The following is a 13,784-nucleotide window of genomic DNA, read 5'->3' as shown; positions in this document are numbered from 1 at the left end:
GCTGGGCATGGGGGTCACCGGCGCTTCTGGGAGAGCTGGAACACCTCGGCCGCCAACCGGGTGGCCGCCAGCCGCGTCGGCCGGGCGAGCAGCTCGGTGCGCAGCGGGCCGCCCGCTGCCAGGTGCCGGTCGAAGGGCAGTACGTGGACGGCCGCGCCGGTGGACCGGAGCCTCTCGGCGGCCGCGTCCATGTCGATGCCGGGGCGCGCCGCCATGTTGGAGAGCACGACCACGGTTCCGTCCATCACATGGCGGGGCAGCCCCTGCATCCACTCCAGTACCGCGTACGTACTCGTGACGCCGTCCAGAGTGGCGGGGGCGGTCAGTACGCGGGCCTGGGAAGCCGAGAGGGCGACCCGGGCGACCTCCGCCGGCAATGTCTCGCAGTCGACGACCGTCACGCCGAAGTAGCGCCGCAGCGCCACCATGACCCGTTCGTACGTCGAGGTGTCCAGCATCGTCCCGATCCGGCCCTGACTGCCGGGCAGCAGCCAGGCGTTGCCCGGCAGCTGGACGAGGTAGCCGGTGACGTCGAGCAGCGACATCTGCGGCTGCACGATGTCCGCCAGGTCGGCCGTGGTCCACCGGAGCGTCTCGGCGCCGAGCCGCAACGGCAGTGAGCCGAGGGCCGGATCGGCCTCGACGAGGAGGACCGGATCCTGGCGGTAGTGCGCGTACGCCGTGCCGAGCAGCGCGGCGACGGTCGTCTTGCCCGCGCCGCCCCGGATGGAGGTGACGGCGATCTGGCGTCCCGTGGTCACCGGCTGCTGGAGCATCTCGGCGGCACGGGTGGCCTCGGCGACCTCGCGCGCCGTCGAGGAGGAAACGATATGGCGCAGTGCGCGCGAGGCCCGTACGACGACTGACTCACCCCTCTGCGGACGCCGTGCCGCGACGGCCGGATCCCTGTCCACCACGGCCCGCGCATCAGGCGTCGGCCGGTGAGTGGCGTGCGGGGCGGGGGCAGACCCCCCGTGCGGGGCGTGGGCAGACCCCCCGTGCGGGGCGGGGACGGCTGCCCCCGGGCCCCGCGCGGGTATCTGCTCGGCCGACTGCCCCTGGGAGGACAGCCGTTGACGCGCCTGGGGCTGCGCCTGCTGCTGTGCCGGGGCGGGCGCTGCGACAGCTCCCGCGCCGGGGGCCGGCGCAGCCTGCGCGGCGGTGCTCCTCAGATCGCGCAGCACATCGCCCTGCCAGTTGTCCGCGTTCGGCATGTCTGCCCTTCTTCTCCGCTTCGAAGCCCCGCCCGGAGCGCCTGCGCAGGTGGTGTCAGAGACGGTGGTGTCAGAGACGTCAGAACTTGTTGAGCAGCTGTCCGTACATGCCGAACACCCCGATGGCGAGCGGGAAGAGCCCCACCACGCCGATGGACTCGACCAGATCGGCCGTGCGCCGCAGCCGGACCCGTACGTGCTCGGGCGGCTCCAGCGACAGGGCGAGCAACGGCAGCAGGGCCGCCGCCCCCAGCACCAGGACGGGTCCGGCGCCGCCGGCCTGCTCCATCCACAGCATCACCAGTCGGACGACGAGAACCGCGGCGGCGGCGAAGAGCGCCACCACCTCGGCCACCAGCGGGAACGCCCGCGCCCGCGACAGGAGCACCGTCGCGACGAGCGACGGCAGCAGTACCGTCCACACGGTCGGCCGGTCGGCCAGGGTGAGGAGCCAGCCCGCGGCGGCAGCCGATACGGAGCTGACGAGGGTGGCGAGGGAGAGCCCGCGATGGGTGGCGGCCAGGGCGTTGCCCACGTCGTGACGGCTGACGGACGCACCGCCCGAGCGCCGGTCGTCGAGTGCGGTCAGGCCCGAGGCCATGAGGGCGAGCCGGGGCAGCAGGCCGAGCAGAACCACCGAGAACACGGCCATGACGGCACCGAGCCGGGCCGGATCCGTCTCGACGGCGGCGACGCACTCCCAAACCGCCGTGACGGCGGCCACCGCCATGGCTCCGACGAGGCCGCCGCGGCCCAGCGGTGAGAAGAGGCCCAGCAGTACCAACGAGAGGATGACCGCACCCGCCACGGCGGCCAGCCGGAACGCCCCGGACCAGTCGTACGCGTCGGCGGCGGTCCAGGCCGTGAGGACACAGAGCCCGGCGCCGACGAACAGCAGCGCGGTCGCCAGGCCGCGATCGTCCCGGCCGAGCCGTGCGACGAGCGCACCGGCCGCCAGGAGAGCGGCGGTGACGGCCGCCAGCGAACCGGACAGGGCGGCGAGCGGGAACTCGCTGCGGGCGAGCAGCGCGGCGATCACCGCAAGGGCCACGGTCGTCACTCCGGCACAGGTCCGCCGTGCGGCCGGACGCCAGCGCCAGGCCTGGAGATCGAGGCTGTCGGCCACCAGGTCCGTGACGTCGTGGACGACGGGAGCGGGTGGGGCGGAGTGGGACCGGACCAGTCGGAGCACGGCGCCGTCGCTGACGCCGGCCGATGCCAGCGTGCTGTCGTGCGGCAGGGCCGAACCGTCGGAGGTGATCAGCTGCCGGGCCAACGGCCGCGATGCGGCCCGGTCGTCCAGCAGCTGCAGAATGTCCGGCAGGAGCTGTCCGATGGGGGTGTCCGAGGGCAGAACGATGTCGGCCCGGCGTCGCTCGCCGACGAGGGTCACCCGGCTCATTTCCGTCCGCGAAGTCATTGCTTTGCTCACCACTCAAGCAAACCTATCATTGCAAATTTCCGAAATTTCGGGCCAATTGGGCAAAGTGCGCCGAGCGTTCTTCCGCAGTCCCGACTTTGGCGAAATCTCTTCGGTGGCCCGTCGCCGGCTCCGGATGCTTCGCGCATTCCCCGTCGTGTCACAGGGGTGGGGCGCCGACGGCTGTGTCTATCGGGCCGCACCCGGTGACGGTGACGACGCCGGCCCCTCGTACTGCTGCGCCTGCCGCTGCTGTTTCTGCTGCTCGGCCTTCTGTGTCTGCAGGGTGTGCTGGAGAAAGGACCACCCCACGCACCCCGCGCACAGCACGGCCGTGATCGCGATTCCCGCGAACACTTTCCCGAGGCGCTCGTCCGCCGTGCGCCGCGTGCGCCGGGCGCCGAACAGAAGGGCGTCCCGCATCCTCCGTCGGCGCACCCCCACCGACTCCAGCAGCTGGCTGTCGTAATCCCGTGCCATGTGATCCCCCTTTGCCACTGCAACATAATCCATGGATCGACGAGCGGGTGCATCGGGTGGCGGTATCCGGGCGGACCGGCAGGGAGGCGCCATGTGTGCGTTTCATCCCTCATGGGTGGCAAGAATGGATGAAACGCACACTTCAGGCCTGGCTCCCCGCCGCTTAGCGTCGTGAGCGGACCCGTGCGCGTGCTTCCGTGCCGTTCCGGGAGATCCGGCACACTCGAAGCAGCGCGTCATCGAAGGAAAGGCCACCCACTCCATGAGCAGCACCGAAACGCCGCGCGGACCCGTCGACTCCTCCCGCGTCCCGAGGTACGCGGGGCCGGCGACGTTCGCCCGGCTGCCCCGGCTCGACGAGGTCGGCCGGGCCGATGTCGCCGTGGTCGGCGTGCCCTTCGACAGCGGGGTCTCCTACCGGCCCGGCGCACGGTTCGGGGGCAACGCGATCCGGGAGGCCTCGCGGCTGCTCCGTCCGTACAACCCGGCGCAGGACGCCTCGCCCTTCGCCCTGGCACAGGTCGCGGACGCCGGTGACATCGCGGCCAACCCGTTCAACATCAACGAGGCCGTCGAGACGATCGAGGCCGCGGCCGACGATCTGCTCTCCACCGGTGCCCGGCTGATGACGCTCGGCGGCGACCACACCATCGCGCTGCCGCTGCTGCGTTCCGTCGCCAAGAAGCACGGGCCCGTCGCGCTGCTCCACTTCGACGCACACCTCGACACGTGGGACACCTACTTCGGCGCCGAGTACACCCACGGCACTCCGTTCCGCCGGGCCGTCGAGGAGGGCATCCTCGACACCTCGGCGCTCTCCCACGTCGGCACCCGCGGCCCGCTGTACGGAAAGCAGGACCTCACCGACGACGCAAAGATGGGCTTCGGGATCGTGACCTCCGCCGACGTCATGCGGCGCGGTGTCGACGAGATCACCGACCAGCTGCGTCAGCGCATCGGTGACCGGCCGCTCTACATCTCCATCGACATCGACGTACTGGACCCGGCGCACGCCCCCGGCACCGGCACCCCCGAGGCCGGCGGCCTCACCTCCCGCGAGCTGCTGGAGATCGTGCGCGGGCTGTCCTCCTGCCACCTGGTCTCCGCCGACCTGGTCGAGGTCGCTCCCGCGTACGACCACGCCGAGATCACCTCCGTCGCCGCCTCGCACACCGCCTACGAGCTGACGACGGTCATGAGCCGCCAGATCGCGCAGGCCGGACAGCAGCAGGCCGGACAGCAGCAGGCCGGGCAGACGCAGGCCGGACAGAAGGAGGCAGGGCAGAAGTGAGCCACGACCACCACGACGAGCGGCCCGAGCTCACCCCCGAGCAGATCGCCGCCGCACTGAACCCTCCGCCGGGCCGCAACGGCGGCGACCTCGCCGTCGAGACGCTCCAGGGCCTCGGTGCGACCACCGTCTTCGGACTTCCCGGACAGCACGCGCTGGGCATGTTCGACGCGCTCCGCCGCTCGTCCCTCAGCTACGTCGGCCTGCGCGTCGAGAACAACGCGGGCTTCGCCGCCGACGCGTACGGGCGCATCACCGGCGAGGTGGCCCCGCTGCTCCTGTCCACCGGACCGGGCGCGCTCACCTCGCTCGCCGCGCTCCAGGAGGCGGCCGCCGCCTCCGCGCCGGTGCTGGCCATCTCCAGCCAGATCCCGACCGCCGGGCTCGGCGGCGGGCGCCACGGATACCTGCACGAACTGCGCGACCAGAAGGCGTCGTTCCGCGATGTCGTGAAGTCCGTGCACACCGTGCGGGCCGCCTCGCAGATCCCGTCCGCGATCGCCGCCGCCTGGGAGTCCGCGCTGACGGCCCCGCACGGACCGGTCTGGGTCGAGATCCCGCAGGACGTGCTCCTGGAACAGACGACGCTGCCCGTCGTCACCGCGATGGACGCCACCCCGCGCGAGCTGCACGCCCGGCCCGAACTCATCGCCGTGGCAGCCCACTTGCTGTCGAACGCCGAACGCCCGGCGATCATCGCGGGCGGCGGCGTCGTACGCTCCGACGCCTCCGGCAAGCTCCGGGCCCTCGCGGAGCGGGTCGGCGCCCCGGTCGTCACCACCTTCGGCGGCAAGGGCGCCTTCCCGTGGGAGCACCCGCTCTCGCTGCAGTCCTGGCTGGAGGACCGGCACACGACGGACTTCCTGGAGGACGCCGACGTCCTGCTGGTCGTCGGCTCCGGCCTCGGTGAACTCTCCTCGAACTACCACACGTTCGTCCCGCGCGGCCGGGTCGTCCAGATCGAGGCCGACGCCGGGAAGCTGGAGTCCAACCATCCCGCGCTCGGCATCCACGCCGACGCCCGTGACGCGCTGGCCGACCTCCTCGAAGCGGTCACCCCGCGCGAGGACCCGTCCGCCGCGGAACGCGTCTCGGCCGTGCTCGGCCTCGTACGCGACAGGATCGCCGCCCAGGAGCTCACCCTGGAACAGCACCTCGTCGCCGAGATCCGGGCAGCCCTGCCCGACACGTCCCCCAGCTTCTGGGACATGACGATCCTCGCCTACTGGGCCTGGTCCGCCTTCGACGCCCGGCATCCGAACACCATGCACTCGGCCCAGGGTGCGGGCGGCCTCGGCTACGGCTTCCCGGCGGCCATCGGCGCGGCGGCCGCCGACCGTACGAAGCCCGTTCTGGCGGTCTCCGGCGACGGCGGCGCGATGTACTCGATCGCGGAACTCGCCACCGCCCGCCAGTACGACCTCCCGGTCACCTGGCTGATCGTGGACGACGGCGGGTACGGCATCCTGCGCGAGTACATGACCGGCGCCTTCGGTGAAGCCACCGGGACGGAGCTGTCCCGCCCGGACTTCGTCGCCCTCGCCGAGTCCTTCGGCGTCCCGGCCGTCCGCACGAGCCCCGAGACGCTCGCCGACGACCTGGCCAAGGCCTTCGCGCAGCCGGGCCCCTCGGTCGTCGTACTCCCGGCGCTGCTCCGGATGTTCGAGCCGACGCACCTCTAGGACCTTCGGCACGGTGTCGCACCCGGGGCCGCTACGGCTCCGGGTGCGGTCCGTTGCTCTCGTCACAGTTGCGATGAATGGGGCTTTCGTCACATACAGCTATCCCGTTGTCCGCGAGTCTGTGCTGATGGGTGTGCCGGGGTGCGCCCGCAGGAACGACTCAGGGACGGGAACGCACCATGACGAAATCCCACATATCCCGCCGCGCCCGCGGCGGGATATGCGCCGCGCTCGCCGTCGGCATGCTCACACCCGTGGCGCTCGGCGCCGCGCCCGCCGCAGCCGCGACGCCGAAGGTGAGCTGCACCTCGGCCAAGGGCGGGCTCGCCGCCAAGCTGTCCAAGGACATCACCGCAGCCCTCAAGGGGCGCATGCCGACCACCGCGGTGGCACTCCACGACCGGACCAACAGGACGACGTGCACCCTGCGGCCCACGTCGGCGTACGACTCCGCCAGCGTCGTGAAGGCGACCGTGCTGGCCGCGCTGCTCCGGGACGCCGACCGGCACAACCGGCACCTCACCCAGCGCGAGACCGCCCTCAGCACCAAGATGATCACCAAGTCCGACAACGACGCGACCACCACCCTGTGGAAGCAGCTCGGCGCCACCAAGGTCAGGGCATTCCTCAAGGCCGCCGGGATGACGCACACCGTGCCCGGGGCCGGCGGCTCCTGGGGGCTGACGCAGATCACCGCGCAGGACGAGCAGCGGCTGCTGACGCTGCTCACCGCGAGGAACTCCGTGCTCAGCGACAGCGCACGCTCCTACGAGCTCGGCCTGATGCGCAAGGTCATCCCGTCGCAGCGCTGGGGCACGCCCGCCGGCGCGCCGGCCTCCGACACCGTCCAGGTCAAGAACGGCTGGCTGCAGCGGGCGACCCACGGCTGGCGGGTGCACAGCATCGGCGCCTTCGCGGGCAACGGGCACGACTACACGCTGACGGTGCTCACCCAGGACAACAAGACGATGAACGACGGGGTCGACACCATCCAGGCCGTCGCGCGGAGCGTCCACCAGGACCTGAACCGTTCCTGACCGGTGAGCGTGCCGTTACGGCACCGGCCTACGACCAAGGTTCGGCATCTCCTGCGACCAAGGTCCCGTAATTTGTTGCGGAGGGATGAAATCCGCAACACCCCGCGTTGGTGCCATGCGGCAGAGCAGGTCGAACGGGAGGCACCGGGTGTCGGACGCAGGGGAGACAGAGGGCGAGCCGCAGCAGCGCGGCTGGGCGCGCAGGCTGTGCGGTTATGCCTGGCGCTACCGGCGCAACGTGCTGCTCGCGCTCGGCTCGTCGCTCGCGGGAATGGCCGTGATGGCCCTCGTCCCGCTGATCACCAAGGTGATCATCGATGATGTGGTCGGCAACCACACCCGTTCCCTGGCCGTCTGGACCGGGCTGCTGATCGCGGCAGCCGCGCTCGTCTACGTCTCGACGTTCGTCCGCCGCTACTACGGCGGCCGGCTCGCCCTGGACGTGCAGCACGATCTGCGGACCGAGATGTACGGGACGATCACCCGCCTCGACGGGAAGCGCCAGGACGAACTGTCCACCGGACAGGTCGTCGGCCGCGCCACCAGCGACCTGCAGCTGATCCAGGGGCTGCTGTTCATGCTCCCGATGACCATCGGGAACGTCCTGCTGTTCCTGCTCTCCCTGGTGATCATGGCGTGGCTCTCGCCACTGCTGACGCTCGTCGCGGTCGCCGTGGCCCCCGCCCTCTGGTTCATCGCCCGCCGCTCCCGCACCCGGCTCTTCCCCGCCACCTGGTACGCCCAGTCGCAGGCCGCCGCCGTCGCCGGAGTCGTCGACGGGGCCGTCTCCGGGGTGCGGGTGGTCAAGGGGTTCGGGCAGGAGGACCAGGAGACCGGCAAGCTGCGCGAGGTCGGGCGCAGGCTCTTCGCCGGGCGGCTGCGCACCATCCGGCTGAACTCCCGGTACACCCCCGCCCTGCAGGCCGTACCCGCGCTCGGCCAGGTCGCCATGCTGGCCCTCGGCGGCTGGCTCGCCACCCGCGGCGAGATCACCCTCGGTACGTTCGTCGCGTTCTCCACCTACCTCGCCCAGCTCGTCGGCCCGGTCCGGATGCTCGCCATGGTCCTCACCGTCGGACAGCAGGCCCGCGCCGGTGTGGAACGCGTACTGGAGCTGATCGACACCGAGCCGACGATGCAGGACGGCACCAAGCAGCTCCCCGCCGACGCCCCGGCCAGCGTCGAGTTCGACGACGTGCGCTTCGGTTACGCGGCGCCGGGCTCTGCCTCGGCCCCTGACGGGGAGCCCGGCGGCGGACCCTCGGAACGCACCGTCCTCGACGGGTTCTCGCTGACCATCGAGCCCGGCGAGACCGTCGCCGTCGTCGGCGCGTCCGGCAGCGGCAAGTCCACCGTCTCGATGCTGATCCCGCGGTTCTACGACGTGACACACGGCGCCGTGCTGGTCGGCGGACACGATGTCCGCGAGCTGACCCTCGACTCGCTGCGGGCCGCCATCGGGCTCGTGCCCGAGGACAGCTTCCTGTTCTCCGACTCCATCCGCGCCAACATCGCCTACGGCCTCCCGGACGCCACCGACGAGCAGATCGAGCAGGCCGCCCGCGCCGCGCAGGCCCACCGGTTCATCGCCGAACTGCCCAAGGGGTACGACACCGAGGTCGGCGAGCACGGGCTCACCCTCTCCGGCGGCCAGCGCCAGCGCGTCGCCCTCGCCCGCGCCATCCTCACCGACCCCCGGCTGCTCCTCCTCGACGACGCCACCTCCGCGGTCGACGCCCGTGTCGAGCACGAGATCCACGAGGCGCTGCGCCAGGTGATGGCCGGGCGGACCACCCTGCTGATCGCCCACCGGCGCTCCACCCTCAACCTCGCCGACCGGATCGCGGTCCTGGAGAACGGCCGGCTCGCCGACATCGGGACGCACGAGGAGCTGGAGCGCCGCTCCCCGCTCTACCGGCGTCTGCTCACCGACCCGGACGAGCTCGGCGGCACCTCGCCCGGCCACCGGCCGGCCCGCCCCGCCGCCGACGCCGAGGACGACCGCGCACTCCAGGAGGAGCTGGACGCAGAATTCGACGCCGAACGCGGCATCACGCCCGAGCTGTGGGTCCGCAAGGAGGAGGTCCGCGACACCGACGCGGCCGGGATGCCCGCCACCCCCGAGCTGCTGGCCCAGGTCGACGCCCTGCCCCCGGCGACCGACGTCCCGGACGTCGACGAGGCCCGTGCAGTGCACGCCGAGGAGTCCTACGGGCTCCGCAGGCTGCTGCGCGGCTTCGGCCTTCCGCTGCTGGTGAGCCTGGCGCTGGTGGCCCTGGACGCCGGGGCCGGACTGCTCCTTCCGGTGCTGATCAGGAACGGCATCGACGAGGGCGTCACCCAGCTGGCGCTCGGCGCGGTCTGGACGGCCTCCGCTCTCGGCCTCGTCGTCGTCCTCGTGCAGTGGGCGGCCCAGATCGGCGAGACCCGGATGACGGGCCGCACCGGCGAGCGGGTGCTCTACTCACTGCGGCTGAAGATCTTCGCCCAGCTCCAGCGCCTCGGCCTCGACTACTACGAGCGCGAGCTGACCGGCCGGATCATGACCAGGATGACGACGGACGTGGACGCGCTGTCCACGTTCCTGCAGACCGGCCTGGTCACGGCCTTCGTCTCCGTCGTCACCTTCTTCGGCATCATGGTCGCGCTGCTCGTCCTGGACGTCGAGCTGGCCCTCGTCGTCTTCGCGACACTGCCGGTGCTGATCGTCGGCACGTTCTTCTTCCGGCGCAGGAGCGTCAAGGCGTACGAGCTGGCCCGCGAGCGCATCAGTGCCGTCAACGCCGACCTCCAGGAGTCCGTCTCCGGGCTCCGGATCGTGCAGGCCTTCCGCCGCGAGCGCGACGGCGCCGACCGGTTCGCCGCACGCAGCGACCACTACCGCCAGGCCCGGGTCCGCGGCCAATGGCTGATCTCGGTCTACTTCCCGTTCGTGCAGCTGCTGTCCTCGGTGGCCGCCGCCGCCGTGCTGATCGTCGGTGCGGGCCGGGTCGACAACAACACCCTCACCACCGGTGCTCTCGTCGCCTACCTGCTCTACATCGACCTGTTCTTCGCGCCCGTGCAGCAGCTCTCCCAGGTCTTCGACGGCTACCAGCAGGCCACCGTCTCGCTCGGCCGGATCCAGGAGCTCCTCCAGGAGCCGACGTCCACCGCCGACCAGGACCAGCCGCTGGACGTGCTGTCGCTGCGTGGCGAGATCGCGTTCGAGGACGTGTCCTTCGCGTACGGCGGCGAGGAGGCCGCGATCAGCGGGGTCGACCTGCGGATCCCGGCCGGTCAGACGGTCGCGTTCGTCGGTGAGACCGGTGCGGGCAAGTCCACCCTGGTCAAGCTCGTCGCCCGGTTCTACGACCCGACGCAGGGCCGGGTCACGGCGGACGGTACGGATCTGCGCAGCCTCGGCCTCACCGCGTACCGGCACCGGCTCGGAGTCGTGCCGCAGGAGGCGTACCTCTTCGCGGGGACGGTCCGCGACGCCATCGCGTACGGGCGACCGGAGGCCACCGACGCACAGGTGGAGGCGGCGTCCAGGGCCGTCGGCGCGCACGACATGATCGCCACCCTGGAGGGCGGCTATCTGCACGAGGTCGCCGAGCGGGGCCGCAATCTCTCCGCCGGGCAGCGGCAGCTGATCGCACTGGCCCGCGCCGAGCTCGTCGACCCGGACATCCTGCTGCTCGACGAGGCCACCGCATCCCTGGACCTGGCCAGCGAGGCGCTGGTCAACCAGGCGACCGACCGCCTCGCGGGCCGGCGCACCACGCTGGTCGTCGCCCACCGGCTGACCACCGCCGCCCGCGCAGACCGGGTCGTGGTGATGGACCACGGCCGGGTCGTCGAGGACGGCACGCACGACGAACTCCTCGGCCTGGAGGGCAAGTACGCCGTGCTGTGGCGCACCTTCATAGGGGAGGACGAACCCGCCGCGGTGTGAGACCGGGGCGGGCGCCGCTCGCAGCACTACTCGCGGATGCCGGAGATCTTCCCGCTCGCCAGCTCCGACTGCACGGTCAGATACGTGTACGTCGGGTCGGCGGCTGAGCCCCAGGTGAGCCGGACGTGCGTCCAGGCGTGCCCGGCGCCGCTGTCGCCCGCGGTGACGCGGAAGCCGGCGGGTACGTCCTGGGCGCGCAGTACTCCGTCGGCGTGGTTGGCCTCCTCCCAGGTGCGCAGCTCCTGGCGCAGGTCCGGCGTGAGGTAGAAGCCGCGCAGCGCGGTGGCGAGGCCGCCGCCGTTCTCGTCGGCGACGGCGTCGATGTACGCGCCGTAGAAGTGGGCGACCTGCGCGGCCTGCGAGGCGGCGAGCTCGTCGTGGGCCGGCGCCGAGGCGGACGCCCGCTGCGGTGCGGCAGCGGCGGTGGCCGGGACGGCGGCGACAGCGGTCAGGAGAGCGGCCGCGAGCAGCGTGCGGCCGATGACGCGACGGCCGCGGGGGCGCTGGGCGGTGCGGAGTGCGGTCATGGTGATGCCTGCCTTTCGTATGGATATGCCCTGTTGGGTCCATCGTGTGCCGCTTCGGATGCCCGAGATGCGGAGCACGCCGGGTGCAACCTCCGGATGGCCTCCCGCGTCGTACGCAGATACACGTATGTGCGTCCGTGTGTCGGGTAGAGGCGCGTGTGTTCGATGAGGCGATGGGGCTTGCTGGTGAACAGAGCGATGATCAGACCGACCGAGGGGCCCGGCGGGCGCACGGGGCGCCGGGGCTCCGTCCGGCTGCTGGTCCTGGCTCTGGCCGCCGCCCTCGGACTGCTCGTCGGCGGGGTCGGGGCGACCGGCGCGAGCGCCGCATCGGTCTGCGCCGGACGGCCGGCGAAGACGCTGAAGTTCAAAACGGGCGAGCTGCGCATCTACAAGACCCGCTCCTACGCCTGCGCCCTCGCGGTCGCGGCCAAGCCCGGGGCGCGCCGCAAGATGTCCGTACAGATCCAGCCGCGCGGCGGCCGGCCCGTCCTCGACAAGGGCACCTTCACCCGGCAGGCCGGGCCGGTGACGGTCCACGCGCTGAACCGGTGCGTCCGGGTCTCCGGCACGATCTCGGGGAAGACCGGCTCCACGGGCTGGATCCTGTGCTGACCGGGTGACGCGTCCGGGCGCGCGGCAATGGGGTCTGGCGGCACCGGTGTTGCCCCGCTAGGTTCACGACGTCTGTTGTGAATCAAGGGGAGGGTGCATGCGCAAGGCGCTCAGAGGGCTCATGTCGCTCGCGGTGCTCATCGGCACAGTGAGTGCGACCGGTGTCTCCGCCGGGGCGGCCACCGCCGCCGAACCGGCCGCGGTCCGTCCCGCCGCCAGTGACAGCGGTACGAGTACGGACATCAAGGACCGCATCCTGGCCATCCCGGGAATGAGTCTCATCGAGGAGAAGCCCTACGCGGGCTACCGCTACTTCGTCCTCAACTACACCCAGCCGGTCGACCACCGGCACCCGTCCAAGGGAACGTTCCAGCAGCGGATCACCCTGCTGCACAAGGACACATCCCGTCCGACGGTGTTCTTCACCGGTGGATACAACGTCTCCACCAGCCCCAGCCGCTCCGAGCCGACCCGGATCGTCGACGGCAACCAGGTCTCGCTGGAGTATCGGTTCTTCACCCCGTCCCGCCCGTCGCCCGCCGACTGGTCCAAGCTCGACATCCAGCAGGCCGCCAGTGACCAGCACCGGGTCTTCACGGCGCTGAAGAAGATCTACTCGAAGAACTGGCTGACCACCGGCGGTTCCAAGGGCGGCATGACGGCCACGTACTACGAGCGCTACTACCCGAAGGACATGGACGGCGTCGTCGCGTATGTCGCGCCCAACGACGTGGTCAACAAGGAGGATTCGGCCTACGACCGGTTCCTGGGACACGTGGGCACCAAGGAGTGCCGCGACAAGCTGAACGGCGTGCAGCGCGAGGCGCTGGTCCGCCGTAAGCCCCTGGAGAAGAAGTACGCGCAGTACGCCGCCGACAACGGCTACACCTTCAGCACCGTCGGCACCCTGGACAAGGCGTACGAGGCCGTGGTCATGGACTACATCTGGGCGTTCTGGCAGTACAGCCTGCTCGCCGACTGCGACTCGATCCCGGCCGACGCCAAGACCGCCACCGACCAGGCGATCTGGGACTCGGTCGACTCCATCTCCGGCTTCTCCGCCTACGCCGACCAGGGCCTGGAGGGGTACACGCCGTACTACTACCAGGCGGGCACCCAGCTCGGTTCCCCCGACATCAAGCAGCCCTGGCTCGGCAAGCTGAGCCGGTACGGCTACCAGCCGCCGCGCACCTTCGTGCCGCGCTCCATCCCGATGAAGGAACGGACCGGGGTGATGCGCGACATCGACAACTGGGTGACGCACCACGCCGACCACATGCTGTACGTGTACGGGCAGAACGACCCGTGGGGCGCGGAGCGCTTCCGGCTCGGCGCGGGCGCCCGTGACAGCTATGTCTTCACCCAGCCCGGCGGCAACCACGGATCGAACGTGGCGGGTCTGGTCCCGGCCGAGAACGCCACGGCCACCGCGGCCATCCTGCGCTGGGCGGGCGTCGCCCCGGCCGCCGTCCAGGCGGACCCGGCGAAGGCGAAGCCGCTCGCGAAGTACGACGCGGTGCTCGACAAGCGGGACCTGGCGACCGAGCACCGGCTCGGCCACCGGCACCCGTAACGCAACCC

General features: G+C 71.4%; 10 protein-coding genes. 6 read left to right on the top strand and 4 right to left on the bottom strand.

All coding sequences use genetic code 11. From position 1 onward, the window contains the following. Positions 1 to 14 precede the first annotated feature (14 nt). The 3 genes from ACFVW8_RS13115 to ACFVW8_RS13105 all read right to left on the bottom strand — a co-directional run bounded on the left by ACFVW8_RS13115 (position 15) and on the right by ACFVW8_RS13105 (position 3,114). Positions 15 to 1,214: a MinD/ParA family protein gene (locus ACFVW8_RS13115; protein WP_389689175.1), complete on the bottom strand. Its 1,200-nt coding sequence runs from the start codon at positions 1,212 to 1,214 to the stop codon at positions 15 to 17. Positions 1,215 to 1,293: 79 nt separating this feature from the next. After that, a complete protein-coding gene (gene eccD, locus ACFVW8_RS13110; protein ID WP_389689173.1) occupies positions 1,294 to 2,634 on the bottom strand; it encodes a type VII secretion integral membrane protein EccD in 1,341 nt (446 codons plus the stop codon). 189 nt (positions 2,635 to 2,823) lie between these two features. Then, positions 2,824 to 3,114 (bottom strand): hypothetical protein, encoded by a 291-nt coding sequence (locus ACFVW8_RS13105; RefSeq protein ID WP_389689171.1) that lies wholly within the window; start codon positions 3,112 to 3,114, stop codon positions 2,824 to 2,826. A gap of 262 nt (positions 3,115 to 3,376) precedes the next feature. Between ACFVW8_RS13105 and speB the strand changes: the two genes are divergently transcribed. The 4 genes from speB (at position 3,377) to ACFVW8_RS13085 (ending at position 11,061) form a co-directional block, all read left to right on the top strand. Further along, positions 3,377 to 4,405, top strand: a complete 1,029-nt coding sequence (speB, locus tag ACFVW8_RS13100) for an agmatinase (RefSeq protein ID WP_389689169.1) — start codon at positions 3,377 to 3,379, stop codon at positions 4,403 to 4,405. After that, positions 4,402 to 6,087: a thiamine pyrophosphate-binding protein gene (locus ACFVW8_RS13095; RefSeq protein ID WP_389689167.1), complete on the top strand. Its 1,686-nt coding sequence runs from the start codon at positions 4,402 to 4,404 to the stop codon at positions 6,085 to 6,087. The genes speB and ACFVW8_RS13095 overlap by 4 nt, the downstream gene beginning before the upstream one ends. A 179-nt stretch (positions 6,088 to 6,266) precedes the next feature. After that, the gene (locus ACFVW8_RS13090; RefSeq protein ID WP_389689165.1) at positions 6,267 to 7,124 is read left to right on the top strand and encodes a serine hydrolase; all 858 of its coding nucleotides are present in this window, start codon (positions 6,267 to 6,269) and stop codon (positions 7,122 to 7,124) included. Positions 7,125 to 7,272: 148 nt separating this feature from the next. After that, positions 7,273 to 11,061, top strand: coding sequence for an ABC transporter ATP-binding protein (locus tag ACFVW8_RS13085; RefSeq protein ID WP_389689163.1), 3,789 nt, complete (start codon positions 7,273 to 7,275; stop codon positions 11,059 to 11,061). 26 nt (positions 11,062 to 11,087) lie between these two features. Here the strand turns inward: ACFVW8_RS13085 and ACFVW8_RS13080 are convergent, their stop codons facing one another. After that, entirely contained in the window at positions 11,088 to 11,588 is a 501-nt protein-coding gene (locus tag ACFVW8_RS13080; protein WP_389689161.1) for a hypothetical protein, read from the bottom strand. A 198-nt stretch (positions 11,589 to 11,786) separates the two neighbouring features. Here ACFVW8_RS13080 and ACFVW8_RS13075 point away from each other — a divergent pair, with 198 nt between their 5' ends. Further along, positions 11,787 to 12,203, top strand: coding sequence for a hypothetical protein (locus ACFVW8_RS13075; protein ID WP_389689159.1), 417 nt, complete (start codon positions 11,787 to 11,789; stop codon positions 12,201 to 12,203). Between the two features lie 97 nt (positions 12,204 to 12,300). Further along, complete coding sequence (locus tag ACFVW8_RS13070; RefSeq protein WP_389689157.1) at positions 12,301 to 13,776, top strand: S28 family serine protease; 1,476 nt, start codon at positions 12,301 to 12,303, stop codon at positions 13,774 to 13,776. Positions 13,777 to 13,784: the final 8 nt, after the last annotated feature.

It is taken from the genome of Streptomyces sp. NPDC058221, from assembly GCF_042882365.1.
GTDB lineage: Bacteria > Actinomycetota > Actinomycetes > Streptomycetales > Streptomycetaceae > Streptomyces.
Note: the sequence above shows the minus strand (reverse complement) of the source record. Positions and strands in the feature narration are given on the sequence as shown.